This is a genomic window from Methylobacterium sp. UNC378MF (assembly GCF_900103195.1).
Classification (GTDB): Bacteria; Pseudomonadota; Alphaproteobacteria; order Rhizobiales; family Beijerinckiaceae; genus Methylobacterium.
Window position 1 is genome coordinate 102,042 of the sequence record NZ_FMWU01000019.1, and the last position, 24,790, is coordinate 126,831.

A 24,790-nucleotide genomic window follows, 5' to 3' on the forward strand; every position below is an offset into this window, starting at 1 on the left:
TCAGCCGGTGCGGCGCAGGACCGGGTCGGCCGGGGCCGAGGCGGTGCCCGGCTCCGCGTCGAACAGGCCGAGCGGCAGGCGCACCACCCGGCGCTGTGTCGGGGCGCCCCGCACGGCGGTGCGGATCGGCGCCGGGCCATGGGCAAGCGAGGGAGCCCGGCAGACGAGGGGCAGGGTGACGGTCACGACGGTCCCGGCCTGCGGCGCGCTCTCGATCAGGAGAGTGCCGCCATGCAGGCCGACCAGGCCCTGCACCACCGACAGGCCGAGGCCGGTCCCCTCGTGCTGGCGCTTGTAGTCGCCGCTCCCGGCCTGGAAGAACGGCGTGCCGAGCTTGGGCAGGTCGTCCGCACCGATGCCGAGGCCGGTATCGGCCACGACGATGTCCAGGCTGCCCGCGCCGCGGCGCAGGGACAGGTCGACCCGGCCGCCGCGCGGGGTGAACTTCACGGCGTTCGAGATGAGGTTGATCAGGACCTGCCGGCAGGCGGCGGGATCGGCCGTGATCTCCACCGGCCCCGACGGGGCGGCGGTGAGGACGATTCCGGCGGCGTCGGCCTTCAGGCGCATCAGGTCGCAGCAGGCCTGGAGCAGGCCCGCGATGTCGAAGGATTCCGGCGCGCAGTCGAAGTTGCCGCTCTGGATCCGGCTCATGTCGAGCAGCGTGTTCACGACGCCGAGCAGGTGGTGGCCGGAGGCGCCGATGATCCCGGCATATTCCCGCGCCTGATCCGGGCCGAGGCTGACGGCGCCTTCGCCCGACAGAACCTCGGAGAAGCCGATGATCGCGTTGAGCGGCGTGCGCAGCTCGTGGGTGACGTTGGCCAGGAACCGGCCCTTGATCGCGTCGGCCCGCTCGGCCTCGGCGCGGGCGCGTTCCAGCTCCACGGCGTGCCGGTGGTGCTCGGTCATGTCGCGGGTGACCGCCACCACCGCCATGGCGGCATCGTGCGGCCCGTGCTCGATCCGGTGGGCGCGCATCTCGGCGTGGATCAGGCTCGCGCCGTCGGCGCGCCCGGTTGCGGACTCGACATGCAGGCGCAGCGGCAGGGTCGCGGGCCGGCCGGTCGCGGCCACGTCGCTCACCGCCTTGAGGAAGGCCGGCCGATCGGCCACGTGGACCCGCTCCAGCAGCCCGTGGCCGCGCAGCCGGACCGGATCGCTGCCCAGCAGGCGCATGGCCGAGACGGAGGCTTCCAGCACCCGGCCGTTGCGGTCGTGCCAGGTCACGAGGTCGTCGATCGCCGAGAGCAGAAGCCGATCGCGGGCCTCGTTGTCGCGCAGCCGCTCGCGCCAGACGCCCTCGTTGCGCATGTGCTCGAGAGCCTGGGCGGCGACATGGCCGATCGCCGTGATCGCGAAGGCCGGCAGGGCGTAGGCGGCCGAGATGTCCATGACCGGCAGGGAATCGGCCCAGGCGCCGAGGGCCACCACGGCCAGCACGCCGAGGATCGCTATGACGGAGGCCGCGATCGTCGCGCGGAGCGAGCCGGAGACCAGCGCTTCCAGGGGGATCGCCACCAGCCAGACCGCGGCGGGCGAGGCGGCACCGCCGGTGACGCCCGCCAGGGCGACGACGAGCCCCGTCAGGCCCGCCGAGGAGACCGCGTGGGCGACCCAGAGGGATCCGGTGCGGGCGAGCAGGACGGCGGCGAAGACCGGCAGCAGCAGGCTCGCGATCGCCAGGACCTCGAAGCCCGACGGTACCCCGCGCCAGAGCAGGTAGGGCGGCAGCCCGGCCATCATGACCGCGCCGGTCGCCAGACGCGACACCAGGAAGCGCTGGTGGCGCGCGCGGGCAGCCGGATTGTCGGCCACGGATTCGTGGACGAGACCTGCGAGCCGGTCGTCGATCAACGACGTCAGGACAGTCTTCATGGTCAAGGTTGGCACGCGCCGCGCAGAATGCGTTCCCGCATCCGTCGCGCCTCCAGTTCGACTTCGAACGACTTCCGGACGGTCGCAGAGCCGGCTTAAACGAGTGTTGCGGATCTTGTCCGAATGATCGGGATGCTTTCCGCGAGGTAACCAACCGATCGCGAACAAGCTTCGTTCACCATCGCGCCGGAAAGCTCGGCTCGGTAGAGGCCCGGTTCACGAAATCCGTCGAATGCTTCCGTTCGACCTGGAGCGGAGGAACCGTCCCATGACCGTTTTGCTGCGCGCCGCGCTGGTGATCGGCGTGCTCTCCTACTTCGCCCTGCTGCGCACCGGTGCGGATCCGGCCGCCGAAGCTCGAAGACTTGCCGGCGCGGTGCCGAGCGCCCAGGCGGCGCTGCCGGCCGCCCTCGACGCCGTGCCGCCCGAAACCCGCGAGCGGGCGGTGCGCGCCGTCCTGGCCCGCGGCCTGATGGCGGAGCTGAGCCGCCGCGCCGCTGAGCCGGTGCCCTCGAACGACACCCTCCAGGAGACCGACCGGCAACCCGCTTGGCGGGGTGCCGATCCGCAGGCCGATCCGCAGCCTGGTCCGCGCCTCGAACCCCGCTGACGGCCCGCCGGTCAGGCCGGCTCCCCTCCGCCCGACGCCCTCGCCCGCGCCGGCAGGGGCGGCCGCTGCGCGGCGACGCGCTCGGCGCCCTGGCGCAGCTTGGCTTCCGGGCCGTGAAGGGGCTGGTGGGCCTCGCTGCGCCCGCGCTCGGCGAGCGGCCGGTCGAGGATCGCGGCGATCAGGTCCCGGGATGCCGGCCGGCTCACGGTGCGGAACAGCCGCACGAGGTCGGCCACCCGCTCGGCCGAGCGGGCCACCCCCTGATTGAGGGTCAGGAAGATGTAGACCGCCTCCTCCTCGTGCAGGCCGGCGGCCCGCAGGCCGAGGGTCAGCAGGTCGTAGCGCGCGCTCGGATCGGCCACCACGGTCAGGAAATCGCGCGGCAGGCCGAGGCCGTCGGCCAGGGACGCCATGAAGGCCGGCACGTCGCGGGTGGCGGACAGGCCGGTCAGGGTCTCGCCGAGGCCGCGGGGCGGCGGCGGACAGGGGCGCAGGGCTGCGGTCGCCTCGACGGTCCGGCCGATCACCGTGCGGCGCATCGGATCGGCGTGCAGGTACAGGGGCACGAGGTCGGCGGCCGAGACGTCGGGCCGGACCAGGAGGAGCCGGGCGAGGTCGGGGGCGCTGCGGCCGCGGTTTACGAGCCGCGCCAGGGCTGCCCCCCGCAGGGTATGGCCGAGATTGGCCGCCAGCGCGCGGTCGATCTCGGGGCGGCCCTCGCGGGAGAGTTCGTCCACCGCCTCGCGGCTCAGCCCGGCCCGGGCCGCGATGCGGGCGGCGATATCCGACCCCTCGGCCAGGGCCGCCTCGATCAGGCGATGGCTCAGGGTCGGGGCCAGTTCCACCACGGCGTCGCGGGCCTCGCCGCCGCGCCGCGCCAGCGCCTCCAGAACCGCCGGCGGCGTCTCTGGGCAGGGGGCCAGCTTGCGGGCCACCACCCGGGCCGTCTCCTCATCCACCGTCGGGATCAGGCCGCAGGCCAGGGATTCGAAGATCTCGATCTCGGTTCTGTCCCGGGCTGCGGCCCGGACGAACAGATCCGTCTGAACCCGGAGGATCACCGGCTTGAGATCGAGATTCTCGATGCGTGACAGTTCGAGGAGCCCGGACAGGTCCGGCGGAGCATCGACGGATGAGGGCATGGAGGATCGGTTACGCAAGACTGCAGTAAGGTCACGCTAACCGCATCGACGTGAATCGACCTTTAAACCGCCTCCGCCACGGCCGTGCCGTCCTGCATCATGGTGGCCCGCATCCGGGCCAGGCCTCAGCGCGTCAGCCAGAGCATGAGGCCAAGTCCCACCGCCGCCGCGACGATGAAGCCGATATAGAGCGGCAGCACCCAGGGCTGCCGCTGGTGCACGTATCCCTTCGCGGCCCGCTCCGAGGGCGCCCGCTCGTTCTGCCGGGCGATCCGGACCTCCTGGGATGTCGGCGGCGTCCCGCCGGCCTCCTCGCAGGTCCCGAGCGGGGCCGCGCCGATATCCATATGCGGGGTCTTGTCGGCGGTGCGGCCGCTGTCGATGTCGCCCTTGAGCTGGGCGGTGGTCGGCGCCTCGGAATCCGGCGGCGGATCGCAGGGCAGGTTCCCGGGCGGCGGCGGGGTCTCGGATCGCAACGTCATCGGCGGGGCTCCAGTCTACGGAGTCAACGCCCGGGCGGCCCGGTCGGCTGCGGCCAGGATGTCGCGGATCTCAGCTCTCCCCGGCCCCGCGCTTCAGCAGCGGCCGTGCGAGCATCTGCCCTTGGTCGCTGAAGCCCGCCGCGGCACAGAAGGCGCGCAGGGCCGCCTGGTCGGGCCCCGCGGCCAGGAGAAGCCGGTCGCAGCCCGCCTGCCGTGCCGCCCGGCCGGCAGCCTTCAGCAGCACCCGGCCGATGCCCCGCCGACGGGACTCGGCCGCGACCGCGAGGCTGGTGATCAGGCCGAAGGGCCGCGGCGCCTCGAGGGTCCGGATGGGGGCGACGGTGATGAGGCCGCTCGGCGGTCCCCATTCCACCGCGACGAGGGCGGTGCCGCCGTCCCGCTGCAGGGCCTCGAGCCGGGCTGCGAGATCCGCGGCACCGACCGCGATCCCCGTCTCGCCCAGCAGGGCCGCGAGCCCGGCTGCGTCCGCGCCGGCGGCGGCGCGGATCTCCAGCCCGTAGCGATTGCTCAAATCCCGCTCCCGATCGGCCTGCCCGGGCGTTCAACGCGTCGCAGCGCGATCCGTCGCCTCCGGGCGCGGCTCGCAGGGGCGGCATCCGGGCCGTGGGTAAAGGGTGCGGCGGAGTCGCAAATGCCGATGGGCCGCTCGGGATCCCCATTCGGCGAAGTCGCCCGCAAGGTTTCCGGGCCGGAACGCGCTCGCAACCTGGGGCTTTGCTTGTCTGTCGAAGATCAGGGAGCGGCAGAATGGCGGGTCGGGTGACGGATCAATCCGACGATGCGGAGGCAGGCGTGCCGCCGCCGCCGGAGACCGGGCGGACGGTGTCGCAGCCTGAGCCGAACGGGAAAGCGGATCCGGTCGAGCGGCACAAGGCCGAGACGGAGATCGCCGCCGGCGACGTCGCCGACGATCTCGCCGATTTCGCGTGATCCGGCCGGCGCGCGGGCTGCACGCCGGCCGGGATCCAGGAGCCCGGCCCGTGCCCGTGCCGGGCTCAGGCCGATCTCAGGCCGTCTCTTTGGCCTTGCGGGGGCGGCTCGCGCGCTTCGGCTTCTCGGCCACCTCCTCGACGGGCTCCGGCACCGGCGCCGGCGCCGGGGCGGCGGATTTGCGGCGCTGCTGACCGAGGCCGAGGCTGCGGGCGAGTTCCGAGCGCTGAGCCGAGTAGCTCGCGGCCGTCGACGGATAGTCGCGCGGCAGCCCGAAGCGCTCGCGATACTGCTCGATCGTCAGGCCGTTGCGCGACAGATGACGCTTCAGCGTCTTGTACGGCTTGCCGTCGATGAAGGAGATCAGCGCGTCCGGCGTCACCGACTTGCGGATCTGGGCCGGGGTCGGCTTGTCGGCCGTCTCGGTGACCGTCGCGGCGGGCGCGGAGAGCTTCGTCAGCGCCGCGTGAACGCCGGCGAGCAGACCGGGCAGCTCGCTGATGGGCACGGAATTGTTCGAGACATAGGCCGAGACGATGTCCGATGCCTGCTCGATAAAGGTCTGCTGCTGCTCAGTCGCGTTGTCGTCCATCGATGATTCCCTCTATCCGACCGTGGTGTGACGGTTCTAACGTCTGTGCAGCAAAATCAAGTCGTCGTCGAGCATTTCCCTACACAATGCCCCGGTCGTGAACACGCATATTGTTGAAGCCGTCGGTCCAGCTGAAATCGACCGTCGAGCAAACCGACACGCCGGAGGCGAGGTTGGATGAGACCGGGGCGTGCGGAAGGGGCCGGTTATGCCTTCTGCCGCGATCACGGCGCCGGCTTCCTCTGCGAAGATCGGTCTCGGGTCTGATGAGACGCCCGGAACTTCACGCCGCGGCCCGTTGCGACGTGCCGTCAGTCCGTCCAGGCGGAACGAACGTTTCGACCGGACTGTCACCTGATCTGCAGCGGTCCGGTCCTGGCCTCGGCCGCGTCCGGGCCATAAGGTTTCGGACGGGGCGGGATCCGGGGCGATCGACGTGGACCAGCAATCGGAACCGGGCACCGTCTTCGGCGCCGCCATCCCGTTCGTGGATTACTGCGGGATCGAGGCCCTCGACGTGCGCGCGGGCCGGACGCGCCTGCGCCTCGCCCTGCGGCCGGAGCATTCCAACAATCTCGGCATCGCCCATGGCGGCGCGCTCTGCACCCTGCTCGACGTCGCCCTCGGAACGGCGGCCCGGCTGCGGGCGGGGCGCCCCGTGGTGACGCTCGACATGCAGACCCGCTTCCTCACGCCCGGGCGCGGCGTCCTGATTGCGGAGGGTCAGGTCACCCGGGCGGGCCGGTCGGTGATCTTCTGCGAGGCCGAGATCCGCGATGCGGCCGGGGATCTGGTGGCGACCGCCACGGGGCTGCTCAAGCCCGTCGGCGAGCGGTCGGCGACGGCCTAGACGGCGCGCCGCCGGCGTGAATGACGGCGCCGGAGCCCTGCGCGCTCGTGCGGGGGGCGCGTTTGCATTGACGTGCGACCGGCAGGGTGGAAAAGCCTGTGTCATGACGAAGCCGGATGATGCGCGCGCAGCCCTGGTTGCGCCTCCCTCAGAGGCCGACGTGACGGCCATGAAGTCCGAGGCCGCCGCGTGGTTCGAGACGCTGCGTGACCGCATCCTCGCGGCCTTCGAGGCCCTGGAGGCGGAGGCCGCGGGCCCGTTCCATCCCGACGCGCCCGAGGGCCCCGGAACGTTCGAGAAGACCCCATGGAACCGGACCGACCATACCGGCCGGCCCGGCGGCGGCGGCGTCATGGCGATGCTGCGCGGCCGCGTCTTCGAGAAGGCGGGGGTGCACATCTCGACGGTGCACGGCGAGTTCGCGCCGGAATTCCGGGCCCAGATGCCCGGCGCCGCCGAGGACCCGCGCTTCTTCGCCACCGGCATCTCGCTGATCGCCCATCCGTGGAATCCGCACGTGCCGACGGTGCACATGAACACCCGGTTCGTCGCGACGACGCGGGCCTGGTTCGGCGGCGGGGCCGACCTGACCCCGGTGCTCGAGCGGCGCCGCAACCAGGACGATCCGGACAGCCGGCACTTCCACGCCTGCCTGGAGCGGGCCTGCACGGCGCACGGCATCGATCACGCCGGCTACAAGGCGTGGTGCGACGAGTATTTCCACCTCAAGCACCGGAACGAGCCGCGCGGCATCGGCGGGATCTTCTACGATTATCGCTGGAGCGGGGATCCGCAGGCCGACCTCGCCTTCACGCGTGACGTCGGTCGGGCCTTCCTCGAGGCCTATCCGAAGATCGTGCGCGACAACGTCGCCACGCCGTGGACCGAGGCGGACCGCCACGAGCAGCAGGTGCGGCGCGGCCGCTACGTCGAGTTCAACCTGCTCTACGACCGGGGCACGATCTTCGGCCTGAAGACCGGCGGCAACGTCGCCTCGATCCTGTCCTCGATGCCGCCGACCGTGCGCTGGCCGTGAGTGCGGGTCTGCCGGCCGCCTACGCCCCGCAGCAGGACGCAGCGCTGAAGGCGATCGCCGCGTGGCGGCGGGAGGGGGGATCTCAGGTGTTCCGGCTGTTCGGCTATGCCGGAACCGGCAAGACCACCCTCGCGCGCCGGATCGCCGAGGATGTCGACGGCACGGTGGTCTACGGGGCCTTCACCGGCAAGGCGGCCTCGGTGATGCGCCAGAAGGGCTGCTACGACGCCGCGACGATCCACTCGCTGATCTACCGCACCAAGGAGGCGGAGGAGGGCGGCCCGACCTTCACGCTGAACCGGTCGGGCCCGGCCGCCAAGGCGGATCTCATCATCATCGACGAGTGCTCGATGGTCGATTCCGACCTCGGCAACGATCTCCTGTCCTTCGAGCGGCCGGTGCTCGTCCTGGGCGACCCGGCCCAGCTGCCGCCGGTGCGCGGCGGCGGCTTCTTCACCGAGGCCGAGCCCGACGTGATGCTCACGGAGGTTCACCGGCAGGCCAAGGACGACCCGATCGTCCGCATGGCGATGACGATCCGCGAGGGTGGCCGGCTGGACCTCGGCCGATACGGGCAGAGCCGGGTCGTGTCGCGCCGCGCCCTGGATCCGGCCGAGGTGCTCGAATGCGACCAGGTGCTGGTCGGCCTCAACAAGACGCGCCGCCTCTACAACGCCCGGCTCCGGGAACTGGCCGGCCACACGGATCCGATGCCGGCGATCGGCGAGAAGCTGGTCTGCCTGCGCAACGACCGGGTGAAGGGCCTGCTCAACGGCTCGACCTGGACGGTCCAGGCGCTGCGCGCGCCGCCGCGGCCGGACCTGATCCGCCTCGACGTGGTGCCGGAGGACGACCCGGGGCTGCGCCGGAAACCCACCGACATCAAGGTGCTGCGCGCGATGATCTCCGGCACGGACGAGGAGATCCCGCTGTTCCTGCGGCGCGAGACGGATGAGTTCACCTACGGCTACGCGCTGACGGTGCACAAGGCGCAGGGGTCGCAATGGGACCGGGTGACCTTGTTCGACGAATCCTACGCGTTCCGCGAGCACCGGGCGCGCTGGCTCTACACCGGCCTCACCCGCGCGGCGCAGGCGATCACCGTGGTGGTCTGAGCCGGCCGAGGCGCGTGACGTCGCTTGTGAAGCCGGGCCGCGCGTGCTAGGCACCGCCCGTCTCATCGAGGCACCTCGCGGAGAGGTGGCAGAGCGGTTGAATGCACCGCACTCGAAATGCGGCATGCCTGCAAGGGCATCGGGGGTTCGAATCCCCCCCTCTCCGCCAGTTACCGTTGATTTATCACGTTTTTTTCGTCTGATTTGACGTTTGCCGCACCATTCGCCCCACCGGCGCATGGGAAGCCGGCCTCCTCCGGTCAGTGGCTCATCAGACAGCAGGCCGCCGCCTCGGCGAGCAGGTCGCGCGCGATTCCGCCGAAGAACCACTCGCGCAGGCGGCTGTAACCGAAGGCGCCGCTCACGATCAGGTTCGCATCTGCGTCGACCGCCGCTCTCTGCAGGTCCTCGGCGGCGGTCGAAGCCGAGACTGCGACTTGCCGCGTCGTCGCATTCACGTCGTGGGGCGCGAGGTAGCGCGTCACGTCCTCGACCTCAGACCCGTCCTCGGCTACCCGCAGCACCTGGACTGCCGTGGCGCGCCTGCTCGCACTCCGCTCGACCGCCCGGCGAGAGACCGAGCGGGACCGTCTGGACGCCATCGCGGTCGAGGTCGACGACCTAGCGGCGGGCATCGCCCGCCACGCCCTGAACAGACCGGCGGAGCCGCGGCTGCTCGGCGCCGCCACGGTGACGATCGAGGCCGCGCGCTCGACGGTCCGTCGCGCCGCGGCCCGGCCGGCTGATCGGACTTCCTCACAGTGTTCAATAACAAGATCTGGTCTGTTGGGCGCGAGGCGAAAGGGCCGCTTTTCGGTCGAAAACGAAGTTTCGCTCGTGGCCGCGAGCCGACCAGGGCCGGAGCGAGTTCGTGGCTGAACCGATCTGCACCGACAATCACCGCAGATGACATCCGACAGCTTGAGCGACCTCGTGTGATGTCAGCCCAAAATCACACAGAAAATCATCATCCATTGGAAAGCCGGCTTCCCCAACCGCCTTGCTCAAGCTGCGGCGCCAGGAACTGAAGGGGCCGTGAACCTCCGAGTGGTTCACGGAACTATTCACGACGTAGGCGCCGGACACAGGGAGCGGGACAGCCGCTCCGCCGTGCTCCTGCGCGGTCTCCGGCCAGCGATAGTGCTCGTGCAGGACGGCATGGGGATCGCGCTGCAGCGCATCGGGCGCTTCGGGGACAAGCCGCGCGACGACACTCGAACCGCAGAGACGCTGGAAGCTTCCGTCAAAGATGCGCTCGTCCGGCAGGCGGATCGCCCGGTGCCCTCGGATGTCGGCAATGAAGCCGTCGGCGATGTACCCGCCCAGTGCCCCAGCCGGGATCACGGTCCGTGCCGCCTCGACGAGCCGACGGTCGACCCAGTCGTCGCCGTCGAGGAACATCAGCAGACCACCGCCTTCCGCCAGAGTACGCTGCGCTATTAGGTGCTTCTTGCGCCCGCTGTCGAGATTGTCAGCACGGACGGCCTCGACCGGCCAATCGGCGGCGATAAAGGTAACCCGGCGATCTAGAGGCGCGATGGCTGGCTGGTCATGTCCAGCGATGACGACACGGAAGGCCGGATCCGTCTGGGCCGCGGCTGACCTGAGGGTCAGGCCGAGCAGCGCCTCAACGAGCGGCCAGTCCGTCGCAGTGTCACGCGCGATCAGCGGTATACCGAAGGTGAAAGGTTCCGCCACGATCCGCTGCCCTCAGAATGGCCCTGGGCCGCATTGAGCTGCGGCGACATCGCGCGTAAGCGCCCGGACATGCGTGGCGTAGAGGCGGCAACATTGCTCGTAGAGGGTTCGGACGCCTTCATCCATCATGAGCTTATCGTAGCTGGCCCTGACTGCCGGCAGCCCGACTGCGATGCTGAGGTCTTCCTCCTCGTTCCGGTCGAAGACAGGCCAGTTCGCCTCGCGCGACCACCTGATGTTCAGACCGCCGCCTCGTCGGTGTTTGACGACGTAGTCCTCCCAAGAACGCGTGTTGTAGTGGTTGACCTGAGCGAGCTCCCAGGAGACCGTCCCCGGCTCGGATTGCAGAAAGTCTCCGTGCGACTCGTCGTAGAAGTAGGCGGGTAGCGTAGCACCTGCTCCGTTCACATAGCGAAGTGTGTCGCGTGCGTCCGAGCGCGGAAAGCGTGGCTGATGCGGTAGCAGCTTGCAGCCGTAAACTTCCGTTTTCGTGAAGAGCGTCTTGTAGGGTCGATTGACACCGTGTTCCAGAGGCGCTGCCCTGCTGAACCGCTCCGTCACGAAGTCCCGAGACCATGTGCGGTGGCCGGAACTGCCGAATACGCGCCAGTTGACGAGAATGGCGGTGCTCCCGGGAACGGCCGTGATCAGGTCTGTCACGCGCCGCTGGCCGACATGAATGTTGAGGAACTCGTCGGCATCGAGCACCATGACCCAATCTGCCTCCGTCAGGATGGGCAGCGTCTCGGCGCGGGCATAGGCGGCGAGTTGGGGCTTGTCTCCTGGCGCAACGGTATGGGGCAGATGGGTGAGCAGACCGAGCGTCTGAAGGCGGTCGAGGAGTGCCGGCGAACCGTCGATGCAGTCGTTCGTGCAGATGACGATATCCGTAAACCCGATCGCACGGTGGTAGGTGAGCCACTCTGGTATGTACGGGCCCTCGTTTCGCATGGTCGCGACGAGGAGAATACGACAGGGCTTCGCCGACTGTGTTGGGGGTGCAGGTACCGTCATGAATCCGGGGGACCTCGCGCTCTCGGCTCGCCTTGACGGGCAATCCGGGGAGCGAAACGAACGTTCCGGCCGAGGTCGTCTGACGACCTTCGCCGCTGTACGAACGAGGAGGGGGCGCGCTCGAGCGCCTTTCCGTCGCTCGCCTCCTCTCCACATTCTGTGAACGATGCAGCCGGAAGCCCGATCTGGCCCAAAGCAGGCCCTTGAACAGGCCGCTTAGCCAGGCCGATCGCAGCCTCAACGGCAGAAGCTGGCCGAAAGCGGCCTGTCCGCTTCGGAGCAGGTCTGTCGGAAAAGCGGACGCGCAGCTTGCGACCGCGGCTGTGTCAAAGCGCGAATGCTATCGGCGGCCGTCGAAAATTGGTCTCTCGAAGAAGCGTGACATCGGCCTCAGGGGCTTCGTGTTGCCACCGGCCAGTCGCTCTGGAGATCTCTGGCGGCTGATGCGCAGACGTTTGCTCTACGACTTCTCAATACCCCCGCGTTTTGACACAGCCTCGACCCATGCCGGTCATGCCGGCGGCCGTCAGCGCATCCCGATGGCGGGCACCCTCGGCCGTCCGGCAGCTCCGGGCCAGCTGGTGGTACAGGCGCATGATTGAGGTCCGATTCGGGAAGACCGCCCGCGCGACCTGAGCAGTCTCGAGTCGCACGACGTACGTGTGCATCGCAGCGCGTTAATCCACTCGCCTCCGGCTGATTCGGGAACGCGCGCAATCGCTGAGCTGCGACGCACGGCCCCCTCTCATCGCAGGACCCGAGTTCAATTCGCCGGCAATATGCTGGCCGGACAACTGAAAAGCTTCGTGTGGCGTTGCGATGGTGCGGCAGTGCGGAAGCACATGACTCGAGCTCGGTCGTGCTGTTCGCATGAGGCCGGCTTATAGCGCTTCCGTTGACCATCGTAGAGGGCCGGCCCACAGTCGAAATCACAATGCCGCTTGTCAACGACATCGGTTGTCAATGATCGTTGCGCTCTTCCGGCTCACGGAAAGTACTTCATACCGCCATTGCTTCAACGAAAATTCAAATAAACACTATAGGTGATTGGCATCATATTGCATTGCAAAATAAAATTGGGGCGTATCGCGTCCATGAATGGTATCTTACGTCAAACGAGGTAGTCTTAATAGGCTAGATCGAAATGATAACTATCCGTATTCTGCTCAAATCAGCACCCTGATCGCGTTGCTCGACCTGGGCGACGGACTACATCGCCCGGCCCGCTAGAAGGGGCTTGGGTAAGCATCAATCAGGAGGAACGCGATGAGGACAATGCTGCTCTCGGCTGTCGCCGTCCTTGCCCTTGCTGGCGCGCCCTCGATGGCGCTGGCCGGCGGCAACGGTAACGGCAACGGCAACGGCAACATCGGCTCGGGCAACGGTAACGGCAACGGCAATGCCAATGCCGGGTCGCTGAACGGCAACGGCAACGGCAACTTCAACATCGGCTTTCTGAACGGCAACGCCAACGGCAACGGCAACGCGGGATCCGGTAACGGCAACCTGAACGGCAACGGCAACATCTTCGGCGTTGGCAACGGCAACGGCAACGGCAACATCAACACCGGGAACGCCAACGGCAACCTCAACGGCAACCGCAATGTCCTCGGGGTCGCCAACGGCAACCTCAACGGCGTCAACAACTTCGGCAGCTTCAACGGCAACCTCAACGGCAACCGCAACCTACCTTAAGCGCGCGGGCCAAGAACGAATGCGACGGTCGCCCGGTGTGCGGCCGTCGGCACTGCGTTCGGGATCGTCCTCACGCGAGGCCGTCGGAACCAGGGAGCATTGCGGTGAAATCTCTCCTCATAGCCTTCTTCCTCGGTACATTGCTTGCGGTTCCTCCACAGGCGCAGGCTCAGATCTTCGCCATCGGCAACGGAGTCGGAAACGGCAACGGGAATATTGGTTCCATGAATGGGAACAACAACGGCAATTCGAACTCGGGCTCAGGAAATGGCACCGGCAACGGCAACGGCACTGGCATGCCGATCGTGAACGGCAACATGGGTGCCTTCAACAGCGGCTCGAACAACATCGGGGCCTTTAACGGCGGGACCGGCAACGTGGGCGCATTCAACGGGATGGGCAATACGGGAGCCAACAACGGTTCGCACAACGTCGGCGCCTATAACGGGAACAACAATTCTGGCGCAGGGAACGGGAACTGGAATGTCGGCGCCGGCAACGGGAACCTTAACGGCGGCAGCAGCAACGGCAACGGCAACATTGGCGCTGGGAACGGCAACCTCAACGGTAACCCAAGCCTGAGCGTCTTCCGGCGGTGATCCCCGCGTGCGCCCGGACCCTGTCGCTGGATGTTCTTGGACAGGTGATCGTACCTTTAAGAGCGGCATCTCAGTCTGGAGAGAGTAATACACAGCGCATGCCATCTCGCTGACTTGCGTCGGAGACGTGAGGGTCGCGCCTCGCCAAGGAAACAGGATCGAAGGAGTTCGCAGCATGAACGACTTGTTCCGACGTGTCGCCCTCGGTGCCTACATCACCGTCGTAGCGCTGCTCCCGGCCTCCCTCTCGGCCCAGGTGCTCGTGATCCCGCCGGCATCCGCCGTCCCGATCGATAGCCAGAGGTGGAGTGCAGGCCCCATCTGGCGCCCTCACCACGTACCGCCGCACGGCCAGTTCGTCCGGTTCTGGGGCATGCTCCAGCCCCTCGCTGACGCGGGGGCAACCGACTTCGGCACGCCGCCCACCACGCCCGAAGGCCTCACCATTCTCAACGGCGGGATTGCTGCCTCGTCGAGCCCGGGCCTGAGGAGCGGCGCAGGCAACGGGAACGGCAATGGCAACATCGGTTCCAACAACGGCAACGGAAACCAAACGAACGGCAACGGCAATTTCGGCGTGGGGGACGGTGTCGGAAACAGAGTCGCTCCCCCGTCCAACTATTAATGAAGCCGTGTGCGATGCGGGCGCGCCGGAAGGGCCACGGGCATTCTCCGACCCGAGCCTTCGCGTCGAAACTACACATGGATACGTGGGGCTTCACAGAAAATATCCAAACGCAACGATCACTGACATGACAGGCAAATGGCTCGGGCTTGAGCCTAGGGCCGCCGTCCCGAGGCGCGGGTTTTCCGGTCATCCGAGGCGGGATAATGGGAGGGACGGTTCGTGGCGCGATGGTTGCCCAACAACCTGATGACGCTCGGCTTCGCGGCGGTCACCGCCTTCGCCTTGCTCTCCTACGTCAACCCCGAGGTCGGCGGCTTCAGAGCCGCCCCGCACGGGTCGCCGGCGGTCGCGGCCGCTCAGGAGGATGCCAGGGGGGCCGCTAAGGTCGCCACGCCGGCGCCCGAGGGGCACTTCCTCACGACCCCGGTACAGCGCGGCTCCCTAGAGCAGGTCATTACAGCCACCGGCACCGTGCAGCCGGTCGACACGGTCGAGGTCGGCTCGCAGCTCGCGGGGCAGATCGCCAAGCTGTACGTCGACTTCAACGACCGGGTCCGGCTCGGTGAGCCACTGGCCGAGCTTGATCCGCGCAGCTTCCTCGCCAAGGTCGAGGAGAACCGCGCCGCCCTCGCGATGGCGGTGGCCAGCGTGACGGTCCAGCAGGCCCGGCTCGACCGCGTCCGGGTCGATCTCGACAACGCCCGCGGCAACAAGGCGGTGCTCCAGGCCAAGCTCGAGAGTGCCCAGGCCTTGCAGCTGGCGGCCGAGCGCAACCTGGAGCGCAAGGTCGCGCTGCGCTCCCGCGAGGTCACCTCGGCCGCCGCCCTGGAGGAGGCGCAGACCGATCTCGCCGCTCGCAAGGCCCAGACGCGCGAGGCCAGCACCCTGCTCGACCTCAACGGCTTTGCGGTAGAGGCCGCCGTCGCGGAGGTCCGGCGCCTCGAGGCCGAGCTGACCCAGGCCCGTGCCGCTGTGCCCCAGCGCCAAGCGAGCCTGCGCGGCGCCGAGATCGACCTCGACCGCACGGTGATCCGCGCGCCCACCGACGGGGTCGTGGTCGGCCGCTTCGTCAACCAGGGGCAGACGCTGGCGGCGGGCTTGGAGGTGCGTACGGCCTTCAACATCGCCAAGAACCTCGCCGAGATGGAGGTCCATGCCCGCGTCGACGAGACCGACATCGGCCGGGTCGCGGCGGGGCAGCGGGCGACCTTCGGGGTAGACGCCTATCCGGGCCGCCGGTTTGAGGCGGTAGTCCGGCAGGTGCGCAAGGCGCCGCTGGTGACGCAGAACGTGGTCACCTACACGGTCGTCCTGAAGACCGACAACCGCGACGGCCTGCTCCTGCCCGGCATGACTGCCCTGGTAAAGCTGACGATCCACAAGGACGCGGACGTGCTGAAGGTGCCCCTGGCGGCCCTGCGCTTCAGCCCCGAGGGGACGGCGCCCCGCGATCCGGCCGCACCCGCCGTCTGGGTGCGGGCGCCCGACGGCCGGCTGGAGCCGGTGCGGGTCGAGATTGGCGCCACCAGCGCCGACCTCGTCGCCCTGCGCGCGGCCGGCCGCCTCGCCGAGGGCAGCGAGGTCGTAGTCGGGCAGGCGGAGGCGCCGGCCGGCCGGCGCCTGTTCGGCGTCCGGCTGGGATTTTAACGATGCCGCTCCTCGCCCTCGACGCCGTGCACCGGACGTTCCAGGTCGGCACCGTGTCGGTGCCGGTAATTCGCGACATCTCGCTCGACGTGGAGGCGGGCGAGTGCGTCGCCATTATGGGCCCGTCCGGATCGGGCAAGAGCACGCTGATGAACCTGGTCGGGCTGCTCGACCGCCCGACCTCGGGGTCGATCCGCCTCGACGGAGCGGATACGGCGCGCCTGTCCGACGACGCCCGGGCACGGATGCGCCGGGACTGGATCGGCTTCGTGTTCCAGTCCTACAACCTGCTGCCGCGCAGCACTGCGGTGGAGAACGTGGAACTGCCCCTCATCTATGCCGGGGTCGCGCCGCGCCTGCGGCGCCTCCGCGCTCGCGCCGCCCTCGAATCGGTGGGCATGTCGGCCCGGGAGCGGCACTTCCCCGCGCAGCTCTCCGGGGGCGAGCAGCAGCGGGTGGCGATCGCCCGCGCCCTGGTGGGCGACCCGGCAGTCCTGCTCGCCGATGAGCCGACCGGCGCCCTCGACAGCCGGACCGGCGCCGGGATCCTCAACCTGTTCCGCCAGCTCAACCGGGGCGGGCAGACCGTGGTCATGATCACCCATGACGCCGCGGTCGCGGCACAGTGCGCGCGCACAATCCACCTGCGCGATGGCCGGATCCTCGACGACGTGCGCGGCGACGTCCGGCGGGTGATGGCGGCATGAGCCTGTCCCAGACCCTCCTGGTCGCGCTGCGGTCGCTGCGCCTGAACCCGATGCGCAGCTTTCTCACGATGCTGGGCATCGTCATCGGGGTCGCCTCGGTGGTGACGGTGCTGGCAATCGGCAGCGGCGCGCAGGGCCGGGTTGCCGACCAGATCCGGGCGGTGGGCGCCAACGTCCTGATGATCAATCCCGGGACCGCGCAGAAGGACGGGATCCGGCTCAAGGCGGGCACGCGCCTGACGCTGACCGAGGGCGACGTCGAGGCGATCCTCGCGCAGGTGCCGCAGGTCCGCGCCGCGGCCGGGTCGCTGTCGGGCAGCGCGCAGATCGTGCGCGAGAACAAAAACTGGAACACCGTCGTCAACGGCACCACGAACAGCCACTTCCTCGTGCGCGACTGGCTTCTGGAACGCGGGCGCAGCTTCAACCGCACCGAGCAGACCACCGCCGCCAAAGTCGCGATCCTCGGCAGCGTGGTGGCCAAGGAGCTGTTTGGGCACGACAACCCGATCGGCGCCGAAGTGCGCATCATGAGCGTGCCGTTCGAGGTGGTGGGCGTGCTCGACGCCAAGGGGCCCGACCAGGACGACGTGGTGTTCGTCCCGCTGGAGACCGCCAAGCTGCGCTTCCTGGGCAGCGCCAGCGGGGTCAACCGCGACGCGGTCGCCTACATCATCGCCAAGGCGGTCTCCGACGAGGCCATGGCCCGGGCGCGCACCGAGATCGAGGCGCTGCTGCGCCAGCGCCACCGCATGACCGCAGGCCAAGAGGACGATTTTCGGGTCTCCGACCCGGCCGCCGCCATGGATGCCCAGCGGGGTGCCACGCGCACGATCGCGCTGCTGCTGACCTCGGTGGCGGGCGTGTCGCTGCTGGTCGGCGGCATCAGCATCATGAACATCATGACGGTGACGGTGACGGAGCGAACCCGGGAGATCGGGATCCGGCGCGCGGTCGGCGCGCGCGGCGCCGACATCCGCCTGCAGTTCCTGGCCGAGGCCCTGGTGCTCTGCCTCCTGGGCGGCCTCGTCGGAGTGGTCGTCGGGACCGGGATCTCGCTGACCGTCGCCCGGTCAGCGGGCTGGGCGACGGTCGTCGACGCCCAGGCCATCCTGCTGGCGGTGGGGTTCTCGGCGCTCGTCGGACTGTTCTTCGGTTACTACCCGGCCCACCGGGCCTCACGGCTCGATCCGGTCGACGCCCTCAAGATGGAATGATCACGTCTCGCTGGCCGTGTCCCGGCCCGGAAGGAGGTCACAGTGGTCCAGATCTGTGCGCGCGGCGCTCTCGCCGACACTCACCTCACCCTGACCTCGCGGGAGCAGGAGATTATCCGGCACATCGCCGCGGGCGCGAAGAATAACTCGATCGCCTACGAGATGGGGATCTCGGCCAACACCGTGAAGACGCATATCGGCAACATCATGCGCAAGTTCGGGCTCCACAACCGGACCCAGATCGCGATTCTGCTCACGCCCCACCTGGTGCCACCGGCGCCTGCGCCGCACCCGCGAGCCCTGGCGGCGCGGGCCGCGGGCTAGCGGGCGCCGCCGATCGCCGGCCGGTCTCCGCCTGGACGCGCCGGCGGCGCTTCGGAGGCGAGCGGGGTAGCATGGGGGCTGGCTCAAGCCCGGTCTCCGCGCCGAGGGCGGACGTCGCCGCGTAGTCGGACGCGGGGGCCGTGAAGCCCACCGACCGCTGCACTTCCGCGCCGGGGCCGGCGAGGCAGGGCACGCCCTCGACCGCGAGGGCGAGGGCAACGTCGGGATCGTTGCATAGGATCTGTGTCGCCGCGACCCGGTGACCGAGGCTGTACAGGGTTCGCGCATAGAGGCGCAGGTTGCAGCCCTTGTCGGTCAGGGTTCCGCCGATGGTGACACCGAATCCTGGGCCGGCGCCGCCGGCGCTGGCGCTGCCGAGGCAGCTCTCGATCCCGGCCGCCGCGAGGCCCGGCGCCCACACGCCGGGGGTGTTCCGGCCGCTGCCGCTGCCGCCGATGTTCACCGAACTCGACGAGCCCGCCGCCGCGGCGGCGCCCAGCACGTTGTTGCTGCCGTTGCCGTTGCCGTTGCCGTTGCCGGCGCCGGAATTGCCGATCCCGTTGCCGAGGCCGGACTGCGCCTGCGCGGCCGTGGCCGCGAGGACGACGGCGAGGACGAATGTGACGAGGACTGGACGACGCACGGGCGATCCCTATCCTGGCGATGAGCAGTGCAACCCCGAATGGGAAAGCGGTATCGTTCGGAAGCTCGGCTGCCTGGTCAATGCCCGGGGCGAGCCGGACCAAGGCTAGTAACCGGAATACTCACCGATGGACGATGAATTCTGATGCGTGCGGCAAAAATGGTGCGTCCCGTGCGGAGGCCATGACTCCGTCGCACACGCCTCGCGGGCGCGTCCGGGACGGGCTCAGCGGGACACGGCGATCAGGCATTATGTAGCGCCGCTGATCGACAACCATGCGACGAACCGGCTGTTGACCGACGCTGCTGCCGATCAGCCGTGAGTACGTGATCCGAGGCTTGCCCTGAAGGCTCTTGCCGCGCTTGAGGGTGACGAGCACAGCGGCCTCGGACCCCGCCGCTTCGGGGAAGGCTGTACGACGGCTTGTGCCGTGCGGCTACGTCCGCTCCACTGTCATCACGTCCGGAACTTCGACGTCGTGCCGGTTCTACCGCTGGCATGATGCCTTCCAGAGCGGCGGCCCCGAGGCATTGGCGGATCGCCCGTCCCGACCCAGCCGGGTCCGGAATCGTCTGCCCGCAGAGATCCGTGAGCAGAGGGCGGCAACCCGCCAGATGCCAGCCTCACCACACAAAGTGCGGATGAACCAGACTTCGGCGCTCGTTGACAGCGCTCACCGGCCACGCCTCGCTCCTCTGACCCGATCCGCGAATCGGGCGGGCCGGACGCCCGCCCCCTCATCCGAGGATCCCGCGACGTCTCTGCACGCATCCGTCCAGATGCTGATCCGGCGCGACTCGGAACGACCGAGTCTACGCGAGCGCGCCGCCGAACTCAGCAGTCACCGAGCCTGCCGCCACTTCAAATAGGCTTGGTAGATCTCTTCCTTTCCAGCGCGCCCATCGAGCTGTGATTGGAAGAAACGGTCGAGATCCGGGTGGGCGGCGACCTCCCGCTCCCGGTGGCGGTCAAGCCATTCCTGCGCCGGTCCAAAGCGGGTCCAGCCGCTTACTGACGCCGCGAGATTGACCTCCCGCCATTTCGGGTGCCGCTGCGGAGCCAGGAGCTTGTCGAACTGGCCGAAAAAGGCGTCGACGAAGCGGACGAGCTTCCCGTAGCGGGCCGACCCCTTCGGACTGTTGTAGACACCGAGGATCGTGCCGACCGCGACGGTCTCCACCGCCTCGTCGCCAACGAGCTTTGGATAGTCGGCCCGCGTGAGGGTAGCGGGTACATAAGCCTCGTTCATCGTGTCAGGGTAGGGCGCCTTCACGAAGTGGAAGCGATCCCCCGGCTCGAAGCCTGCGACGAAGGCCACCGGCTTAGCCGCCACCGAGACGACCGCCTCGATCTCACCCTTGCGCAGCATTTCCAGGGCGGTCGGCTGGTCGACGTTGATCGCCTCTACGGTGACTCCGAACTCGCGGAACATGGCCCGGCCGCTGTAATCCGTGCCACTACCTTTGACATCGAAGCTGACCCGCTTGCCGCTGAGATCACCGACCGTCTGAACCGCCTTCGGCGCGATGATGTGCAACTCGTCATCGAAGAGCTTGGCGATGAACTGGATGTGCCGCTCAATATTCTTCAGCCGTTTGTCTTGCCTCAGCTGGTCCAGCGTATCGGTTCGGACGAAGCCCAGATCAACGCCTTTCAGGAAGCGGATATCGTAGGCGTTCTCGCCTGCCCCCTTGCCGAGGATCGGCAGGATCCGCAGGTTATCGCCGTCATCCAACGCGAAGGCGAGGTCGGCTCCGACGCGGAAGTAGGTCCCGCCAGGTGTGCCCGTCACCACCGTAACGGTATTGGCGTTCATCCGCTCGCCCAGGGCAGCCTCCGTTTCGAGGCCGGCGTCGGCGCGCCTCGTATCCAAGGCCCATGCGGCAGGACCAGACATTACGGTGGCAAGCCAGAGAAAAGCGGCGAATTGGGCAGGCCTCGGCATTTATGCGTCCCCCAACGATCATTCGTCTGTCCTCAGGGCTTGTTCTCAACGGCTCGTCGCAGCGAGTATCCGCTCTTCCGGTCCCTCCTCAGCCGTGGCCATCGCATACAGGCTTCTGGCGAGGGCCGGGTCCGGCTGCAGGCCACGCACCTTCCAGCTCCGCAGCATGGCTGGGTCCCACGTCTGCGCTAGAAGAAAGGTCGCGTTCGGCGCGTTGCGTGTGCGAGCGCGCTCCAGCAGAAGCCGCGCACCACTGATGTCACCGAGCCGGATCAGCCCCTTTGCCCGCTCGACAAGCGGATCAACGCGCGATGTTCGCTGCGGTGAGGCCGGAGGTCGCGGAAGGACGACTGCCTTCACGTCAGCGCCAGGTTTCCCCTCCACAGCCGCCGGAACTGCCGGGCGCTTGCCTGTCTCGGAGCCCTCAAGAGGCCCAGCACGTCCGTCCGCCGCGAGAACACCGGAGATCGAGGCGTCGCGACTGACTGTGGCGACGAGACGTTGGGTGGAAGGGGTTGTCTCGTGGATCTGGACGGTAGGCCGTTTTGAGCTGCTGAGTTCACCGCCGTTAACAGTCATACGATCCCGATTTCCTTGAACAAAGCTGACATTGAAGCGGCTGGTCGTCACCTCTAAGTGGCCGCCTGTCCCAAATTTCCAGATCGCCGCGACTGTAAGCGGGACATTTTGGTTGCGCCTGTCCTTGTACGTGATCTGAAGTTTCGAGATATCCCAGGTGCGAATGTCGGCATCGTCCTTGTCTTCCGATGGCGAGAACGTGTTGGTAGCGTCGCTGATCGTCGCGCCCAGGGGCAATCCAAGCAACCTGATCCCTTCGACAACGACCGTTCTCGTAAGGACAAGCTTGATGTCTAATGGGACGGCGGTGCCGAACTCTCCAACCACATCGTGGCTGATGATCGATAGATCAGGCTCTTCGCTCGGCGCGGGATCTATATCGTTCCTGGCGCTTGATGCCACACTATCGGTAAGATGGTTGCTGCCCGCATCCTGCGCGGATGCCAGAGGCGAGTATGCCAGAGCAATCACTAGCGCGGCCAGCGCACATGTAGCTCTATTTCGGCAGCACGTTCCCATCGGATGCACTCCTGGCGGGCGCGTTCCGTTAGATATATGCGCCGAATATAGCACTATTCAGATTGCGTCAATGGTCTTGATTGCTATCAACCCGATTGATGCGGTCAATGTGCTCTCATTGAAAGCACCGCAATGGGAAATCCGAGTTGTCCAAGAAGTCAAAACTGGACGGTTCGCAATAAACAACGACGCGGTGCTCCGCGATCTCGATTCGGCCGAGCTGCGTTGCGTATCGGCTCGCGCTCGTGAGATCGGGCGCTCCCCCGCCTCGTGGGCAGATCGGGGCGGGGCCGAGCGGCCGATGCGTCTGGGGCGTACACCCATGACGGACCGGCCGGGCCAGAAGCGCTCAGATGAGGAGCCCGGCCGGCTAGCGTGTGAGCTGTTCACCGATGTTCGGGGTGAGTCCTCGGAAGCGAAAGCGGACCAGACCTTCAAGAGCGCTGGTGAGGTGGTCAGGGAGGTCATCCCTTGGATACCCAAGCGGCCGCCCACATCGTGATGCGACGAGCAAGGCGAGATGCCTTGGTCAACCTTCTGATCACTGACGCCTTGACGACCGGAGACTAGGGCGGCCGGGCCGCAGTCACGACGTGCTAGGCGCGGATCTCCGCGACGTGTAGGCAGCCGACCCACAAGTGGTCAGGCATATCGCTGTGATCATAATAGCCCGCCGCGTGGGCCATGGCATCGAGGGCGGCCAACGGATCGGCCGCTGAGCCGGTCCAGAGAATCGTGCCTGTGGCGCTCTGACGGATTTGGAACACCTTCATCGACCCCTCCCAAGCTCGAAGTTCCGATAAGTGTAGCACGGCCTTTGACGGTCCGGTGCTACCTCAATCGGCCAGTATACCGCAGAGCGGCGCTGCTTCGGATCAACCGCCGACCGGGCGTTCAGGCGAAGTGCATCGGGAGGCTGCACGCGCTGACACCCGATCATCTACCGGAGCCGGAGTGCAGCGGCTCCCTCGGCTTACGGCCTAGGAGATCGAGTCGCAATCGCGGCTATGTAATAAATGCAGATGATATCATTTACATCCCTCACGAAAATGGCTGTGAAATACAGGATTTACGGCTTCGCCCAATGTGTGATTACGCCTCTAAACGCCGTCATGTCACCCCCGGCCTCCAGATCCAGGGCCTGGCGCTTCGGGGTGACATGAGGGCCTCAACCGGCCTCCTCATTTCCACCCGCCTCGCTCGTAGCCGTAGCTATCGGTCATGCCGTATTGCTCGCCGATGCGGCGGGCCCTCTCGGGGTCGCTCGTGACGAATGCAACCACCTCCGAGTTGCCGGTGTGCTTGACTGCCGGCAGCATGGCCTCCTGAGCGATGTCACCGAGCGCGACGAAGGCGTAGCAAACCTTCTTGCCCGAGCTCAGGCCAAGGGCCGATCCGAGGCTCATACGGGGTCCGATCCATGTTCGTCGAAGGTCGTCGGAGGACGCGTGCCGATGCGCAGGCAGCCTGGATGTTGAGGCCAATCCGGCCCGAGCCATCTTTGTTGCGGCGGTGCGTCGCCCGGCATGGCCAGGGATGATGAGGTGGAGGTGTGATGAAGTCGGCGCAGTCCGCGCCTGACGGACCGATCTTCGAGAAGCGTTCGACCGCAGCTGAACGATGACGACCCTTGATGCCCGGCGGCGACGGCAGTCCCTCTTCCCTCGGGCGCGGGCGACCTACGCCGCATCGAGGAATCCAAAGTTGCTCGACGGATCGCGGAGGGGGAACAGGGACATCGATCGGCCACTTCCCCAAAGAGCGAGGAAGGCATGTTGATGCTCAAGGCTGTGATCTTCGACGTAGACGGAACTCTGATCGACTCCGTTCCCCAGCATGCGAGAGCTTGGCAGGACGCCTTTCAGGATTTCGGTCATGACATCCCGTTCGAGGACATCCGCCGCCAGATTGGCAAAGGAGGCGATCAGCTGCTCCCAGTCTTCCTGTCAGGGGACGAGCTGGACGAGAAAGGTGAGGCGCTGGAGAAGCACCGCGCCAAGATCCTGAAGGAGCGCTACCTACCGACCATCCAGGGCCTTCCGCAGGTGCGTGCGCTCATCGAGCGCCTGCAGGCCGACGGAAAGCAGCTGGCGCTCGCGTCCTCTGCCAAGCAGGACGAACTTCAGACGTACAAGAAAATTGCCGACATCGACGATCTCATCGGCACCGAAACCTCATCGGATGATGCCGAGGAGAGCAAGCCGAACCCGGACATCTTCCAGGCGGCTCTGAAGCGGCTCAACGGGATTGCGCCGACCGACGCCATCGTCATCGGTGATACCCCGTACGATGCCGAGGCTGCGAGAAAGGCCGGTGTGCGCACAATCGGGCTGCTCAGTGGCGGCTGGTCGGCCGAGGAGCTGACGCAGGCGGGCTGCATCGCGACGTACCGGGATCCGGCAGACCTGCTCGCCCACTACGAGGGTTCACCATTGGCCGGCTCACAGACCTAAGCGCGCCGACGAGGGGATGTGCGGCTGATGAGCGACCAAATCCCGGACGTCCCTGGTGGTCCGCACCTGCGCACTGTCGCAATGCCACGCGATACGAACGCGAGTGGCGCCATCTTCGGCGGTTGGACCGTGTCGCAGATGGATCTCGCCGGGGGCACCTTCGTCGCCCAGCGCGCTGAGGGTCGCGTCGTCACGGTCAGCATCGATGCCATGCGCTTCCTGCGCCCAATCTCAGTCGGCGATGAGGTCAGCTGCTATTGTACGCTGCACGAAGCGGGTGAGACGTCACTGGCGGTCAAAGTCGAGACGTGGGTCCGGGAACGAAGCGGCCGCCATCCGGAGAAGGTCACCGAAGGCGTGCTCACCTACGTGGCTCTGGACGATGACGGCAGACCTCGTTCTCTGCGCCGAATAGACCAGAGTTAGGCCAGCGCTCATATCCTGGTGGCATGCTGATCGAGACAGC

Annotated in this window: 28 protein-coding genes and 1 tRNA gene; 16 read left to right on the top strand and 13 right to left on the bottom strand. The window is 67.6% G+C overall.

Annotation, left to right across the window (positions count from 1 at the left end; genetic code table 11):
- On the bottom strand, nt 1-1,878 hold the full coding sequence (locus BLT59_RS20115) for a sensor histidine kinase (RefSeq protein WP_244514062.1): 1,878 nt from the start codon (nt 1,876-1,878) through the stop codon (nt 1-3).
- A gap of 268 nt (nt 1,879-2,146) precedes the next feature.
- On the opposite strand from BLT59_RS20115, the gene BLT59_RS20120 reads away from it, so the two are divergent.
- Nucleotides 2,147-2,488: a hypothetical protein gene (locus BLT59_RS20120; RefSeq protein WP_091784551.1), complete on the top strand. Its 342-nt coding sequence runs from the start codon at nt 2,147-2,149 to the stop codon at nt 2,486-2,488.
- Nucleotides 2,489-2,499: 11 nt separating this feature from the next.
- Here BLT59_RS20120 and BLT59_RS20125 read toward each other — a convergent pair whose 3' ends face one another.
- The 3 genes from BLT59_RS20125 to BLT59_RS20135 all read right to left on the bottom strand — a co-directional run bounded on the left by BLT59_RS20125 (nt 2,500) and on the right by BLT59_RS20135 (nt 4,644).
- Nucleotides 2,500-3,630, bottom strand: coding sequence for a DUF2336 domain-containing protein (locus BLT59_RS20125; RefSeq protein WP_091784433.1), 1,131 nt, complete (start codon nt 3,628-3,630; stop codon nt 2,500-2,502).
- 125 nt (nt 3,631-3,755) lie between these two features.
- Complete coding sequence (locus BLT59_RS20130) at nt 3,756-4,112, bottom strand: hypothetical protein (protein WP_091784436.1); 357 nt, start codon at nt 4,110-4,112, stop codon at nt 3,756-3,758.
- Nucleotides 4,113-4,182: 70 nt separating this feature from the next.
- Nucleotides 4,183-4,644: a GNAT family N-acetyltransferase gene (locus BLT59_RS20135; RefSeq protein WP_091784439.1), complete on the bottom strand. Its 462-nt coding sequence runs from the start codon at nt 4,642-4,644 to the stop codon at nt 4,183-4,185.
- Between the two features lie 236 nt (nt 4,645-4,880).
- Here BLT59_RS20135 and BLT59_RS20140 point away from each other — a divergent pair, with 236 nt between their 5' ends.
- A complete protein-coding gene (locus BLT59_RS20140; RefSeq protein ID WP_091784442.1) occupies nt 4,881-5,063 on the top strand; it encodes a hypothetical protein in 183 nt (60 codons plus the stop codon).
- Between the two features lie 76 nt (nt 5,064-5,139).
- Here BLT59_RS20140 and BLT59_RS20145 read toward each other — a convergent pair whose 3' ends face one another.
- The gene (locus BLT59_RS20145; RefSeq protein ID WP_091784446.1) at nt 5,140-5,655 is read right to left on the bottom strand and encodes a Ros/MucR family transcriptional regulator; all 516 of its coding nucleotides are present in this window, start codon (nt 5,653-5,655) and stop codon (nt 5,140-5,142) included.
- Nucleotides 5,656-6,091: 436 nt separating this feature from the next.
- Here BLT59_RS20145 and BLT59_RS20150 point away from each other — a divergent pair, with 436 nt between their 5' ends.
- The 4 genes from BLT59_RS20150 to BLT59_RS20165 all read left to right on the top strand — a co-directional run bounded on the left by BLT59_RS20150 (nt 6,092) and on the right by BLT59_RS20165 (nt 8,825).
- Nucleotides 6,092-6,505, top strand: a complete 414-nt coding sequence (locus BLT59_RS20150) for a PaaI family thioesterase (protein ID WP_091784450.1) — start codon at nt 6,092-6,094, stop codon at nt 6,503-6,505.
- Nucleotides 6,506-6,608: 103 nt separating this feature from the next.
- A complete protein-coding gene (gene hemF / locus BLT59_RS20155; protein ID WP_091784453.1) occupies nt 6,609-7,541 on the top strand; it encodes an oxygen-dependent coproporphyrinogen oxidase in 933 nt (310 codons plus the stop codon).
- A complete protein-coding gene (locus BLT59_RS20160; RefSeq protein ID WP_091784456.1) occupies nt 7,538-8,656 on the top strand; it encodes an ATP-dependent DNA helicase in 1,119 nt (372 codons plus the stop codon). The genes hemF and BLT59_RS20160 overlap by 4 nt, the downstream gene beginning before the upstream one ends.
- A 79-nt stretch (nt 8,657-8,735) precedes the next feature.
- Nucleotides 8,736-8,825 (top strand) — tRNA-Ser (locus tag BLT59_RS20165).
- A 91-nt stretch (nt 8,826-8,916) separates the two neighbouring features.
- Here the strand turns inward: BLT59_RS20165 and BLT59_RS20170 are convergent.
- Complete coding sequence (locus BLT59_RS20170; RefSeq protein WP_091784459.1) at nt 8,917-9,180, bottom strand: adenine nucleotide alpha hydrolase family protein; 264 nt, start codon at nt 9,178-9,180, stop codon at nt 8,917-8,919.
- Between the two features lie 10 nt (nt 9,181-9,190).
- On the opposite strand from BLT59_RS20170, the gene BLT59_RS31895 reads away from it, so the two are divergent.
- A complete protein-coding gene (locus tag BLT59_RS31895) occupies nt 9,191-9,535 on the top strand; it encodes a hypothetical protein (RefSeq protein ID WP_244514063.1) in 345 nt (114 codons plus the stop codon).
- 18 nt (nt 9,536-9,553) lie between these two features.
- On the opposite strand, the gene BLT59_RS20180 is transcribed toward BLT59_RS31895, so the two are convergent.
- Both BLT59_RS20180 and BLT59_RS20185 read right to left on the bottom strand, forming a co-directional pair.
- Nucleotides 9,554-10,354 carry a hypothetical protein gene (locus BLT59_RS20180; RefSeq protein ID WP_091784462.1) on the bottom strand — a complete coding sequence of 267 codons (801 nt, stop codon included), beginning with the start codon at nt 10,352-10,354 and terminating at the stop codon, nt 9,554-9,556.
- A gap of 12 nt (nt 10,355-10,366) precedes the next feature.
- Complete coding sequence (locus tag BLT59_RS20185) at nt 10,367-11,368, bottom strand: glycosyltransferase family 2 protein (RefSeq protein ID WP_175544071.1); 1,002 nt, start codon at nt 11,366-11,368, stop codon at nt 10,367-10,369.
- A 1,275-nt stretch (nt 11,369-12,643) separates the two neighbouring features.
- Here BLT59_RS20185 and BLT59_RS20195 point away from each other — a divergent pair.
- The 7 genes from BLT59_RS20195 (at nt 12,644) to BLT59_RS20225 (ending at nt 18,185) form a co-directional block, all read left to right on the top strand.
- Nucleotides 12,644-13,063, top strand: a complete 420-nt coding sequence (locus tag BLT59_RS20195) for a hypothetical protein (protein ID WP_210185982.1) — start codon at nt 12,644-12,646, stop codon at nt 13,061-13,063.
- A 104-nt stretch (nt 13,064-13,167) separates the two neighbouring features.
- Nucleotides 13,168-13,662, top strand: a complete 495-nt coding sequence (locus BLT59_RS20200; protein WP_091784472.1) for a hypothetical protein — start codon at nt 13,168-13,170, stop codon at nt 13,660-13,662.
- Between the two features lie 175 nt (nt 13,663-13,837).
- Complete coding sequence (locus BLT59_RS20205; protein ID WP_091784474.1) at nt 13,838-14,287, top strand: hypothetical protein; 450 nt, start codon at nt 13,838-13,840, stop codon at nt 14,285-14,287.
- A gap of 222 nt (nt 14,288-14,509) precedes the next feature.
- Nucleotides 14,510-15,937: an efflux RND transporter periplasmic adaptor subunit gene (locus BLT59_RS20210; RefSeq protein WP_244514064.1), complete on the top strand. Its 1,428-nt coding sequence runs from the start codon at nt 14,510-14,512 to the stop codon at nt 15,935-15,937.
- Between the two features lie 2 nt (nt 15,938-15,939).
- Complete coding sequence (locus BLT59_RS20215; protein ID WP_091784477.1) at nt 15,940-16,644, top strand: ABC transporter ATP-binding protein; 705 nt, start codon at nt 15,940-15,942, stop codon at nt 16,642-16,644.
- A complete protein-coding gene (locus BLT59_RS20220) occupies nt 16,641-17,861 on the top strand; it encodes an ABC transporter permease (RefSeq protein WP_091784480.1) in 1,221 nt (406 codons plus the stop codon). The genes BLT59_RS20215 and BLT59_RS20220 overlap by 4 nt, the downstream gene beginning before the upstream one ends.
- Before the next feature lie 42 nt (nt 17,862-17,903).
- Nucleotides 17,904-18,185 carry a response regulator transcription factor gene (locus BLT59_RS20225; protein ID WP_244514065.1) on the top strand — a complete coding sequence of 94 codons (282 nt, stop codon included), beginning with the start codon at nt 17,904-17,906 and terminating at the stop codon, nt 18,183-18,185.
- On the opposite strand, the gene BLT59_RS20230 is transcribed toward BLT59_RS20225, so the two are convergent.
- The 5 genes from BLT59_RS20230 to BLT59_RS20255 all read right to left on the bottom strand — a co-directional run bounded on the left by BLT59_RS20230 (nt 18,115) and on the right by BLT59_RS20255 (nt 23,277).
- Complete coding sequence (locus BLT59_RS20230) at nt 18,115-18,828, bottom strand: hypothetical protein (protein ID WP_091784483.1); 714 nt, start codon at nt 18,826-18,828, stop codon at nt 18,115-18,117. The two genes, BLT59_RS20225 and BLT59_RS20230, sit on opposite strands and share 71 nt — an antisense overlap.
- 841 nt (nt 18,829-19,669) lie before the next feature.
- A complete protein-coding gene (locus tag BLT59_RS20240; protein ID WP_091784488.1) occupies nt 19,670-20,773 on the bottom strand; it encodes a TAXI family TRAP transporter solute-binding subunit in 1,104 nt (367 codons plus the stop codon).
- A 45-nt stretch (nt 20,774-20,818) separates the two neighbouring features.
- Nucleotides 20,819-21,754 (bottom strand): hypothetical protein, encoded by a 936-nt coding sequence (locus BLT59_RS20245; RefSeq protein ID WP_244514066.1) that lies wholly within the window; start codon nt 21,752-21,754, stop codon nt 20,819-20,821.
- A gap of 713 nt (nt 21,755-22,467) precedes the next feature.
- Nucleotides 22,468-22,644, bottom strand: a complete 177-nt coding sequence (locus BLT59_RS31395) for a hypothetical protein (protein ID WP_175544072.1) — start codon at nt 22,642-22,644, stop codon at nt 22,468-22,470.
- 408 nt (nt 22,645-23,052) lie between these two features.
- Nucleotides 23,053-23,277, bottom strand: a complete 225-nt coding sequence (locus BLT59_RS20255; RefSeq protein ID WP_244514067.1) for a hypothetical protein — start codon at nt 23,275-23,277, stop codon at nt 23,053-23,055.
- Nucleotides 23,278-23,649: 372 nt separating this feature from the next.
- Between BLT59_RS20255 and BLT59_RS20260 the strand changes: the two genes are divergently transcribed.
- Both BLT59_RS20260 and BLT59_RS20265 read left to right on the top strand, forming a co-directional pair.
- Nucleotides 23,650-24,324, top strand: coding sequence for an HAD family hydrolase (locus BLT59_RS20260; RefSeq protein WP_091784562.1), 675 nt, complete (start codon nt 23,650-23,652; stop codon nt 24,322-24,324).
- 27 nt (nt 24,325-24,351) lie between these two features.
- On the top strand, nt 24,352-24,750 hold the full coding sequence (locus BLT59_RS20265) for an acyl-CoA thioesterase (protein ID WP_091784494.1): 399 nt from the start codon (nt 24,352-24,354) through the stop codon (nt 24,748-24,750).
- Nucleotides 24,751-24,790: the final 40 nt, after the last annotated feature.

Coding starts and splice junctions, on each gene's coding strand:
- BLT59_RS20260 (WP_091784562.1), top strand. CDS start 23,650: ATGCTCAAGGCTGTGATCTTCGACGTAGACGGAACTCTGATCGACTCC.
- BLT59_RS20220 (WP_091784480.1), top strand. CDS start 16,641: ATGAGCCTGTCCCAGACCCTCCTGGTCGCGCTGCGGTCGCTGCGCCTG.
- BLT59_RS20205 (WP_091784474.1), top strand. CDS start 13,838: ATGAACGACTTGTTCCGACGTGTCGCCCTCGGTGCCTACATCACCGTC.
- BLT59_RS20120 (WP_091784551.1), top strand. CDS start 2,147: ATGACCGTTTTGCTGCGCGCCGCGCTGGTGATCGGCGTGCTCTCCTAC.
- BLT59_RS20265 (WP_091784494.1), top strand. CDS start 24,352: ATGAGCGACCAAATCCCGGACGTCCCTGGTGGTCCGCACCTGCGCACT.
- BLT59_RS20255 (WP_244514067.1), bottom strand. CDS start 23,277: ATGAGCCTCGGATCGGCCCTTGGCCTGAGCTCGGGCAAGAAGGTTTGC.
- BLT59_RS20130 (WP_091784436.1), bottom strand. CDS start 4,112: ATGACGTTGCGATCCGAGACCCCGCCGCCGCCCGGGAACCTGCCCTGC.
- BLT59_RS20115 (WP_244514062.1), bottom strand. CDS start 1,878: ATGAAGACTGTCCTGACGTCGTTGATCGACGACCGGCTCGCAGGTCTC.
- BLT59_RS20140 (WP_091784442.1), top strand. CDS start 4,881: ATGGCGGGTCGGGTGACGGATCAATCCGACGATGCGGAGGCAGGCGTG.
- BLT59_RS20215 (WP_091784477.1), top strand. CDS start 15,940: ATGCCGCTCCTCGCCCTCGACGCCGTGCACCGGACGTTCCAGGTCGGC.
- BLT59_RS20185 (WP_175544071.1), bottom strand. CDS start 11,368: ATGACGGTACCTGCACCCCCAACACAGTCGGCGAAGCCCTGTCGTATT.
- BLT59_RS31395 (WP_175544072.1), bottom strand. CDS start 22,644: ATGAAGGTGTTCCAAATCCGTCAGAGCGCCACAGGCACGATTCTCTGG.
- hemF (WP_091784453.1), top strand. CDS start 6,609: ATGACGAAGCCGGATGATGCGCGCGCAGCCCTGGTTGCGCCTCCCTCA.
- BLT59_RS20195 (WP_210185982.1), top strand. CDS start 12,644: ATGCTGCTCTCGGCTGTCGCCGTCCTTGCCCTTGCTGGCGCGCCCTCG.
- BLT59_RS20125 (WP_091784433.1), bottom strand. CDS start 3,630: ATGCCCTCATCCGTCGATGCTCCGCCGGACCTGTCCGGGCTCCTCGAA.
- BLT59_RS20145 (WP_091784446.1), bottom strand. CDS start 5,655: ATGGACGACAACGCGACTGAGCAGCAGCAGACCTTTATCGAGCAGGCA.
- BLT59_RS20240 (WP_091784488.1), bottom strand. CDS start 20,773: ATGCCGAGGCCTGCCCAATTCGCCGCTTTTCTCTGGCTTGCCACCGTA.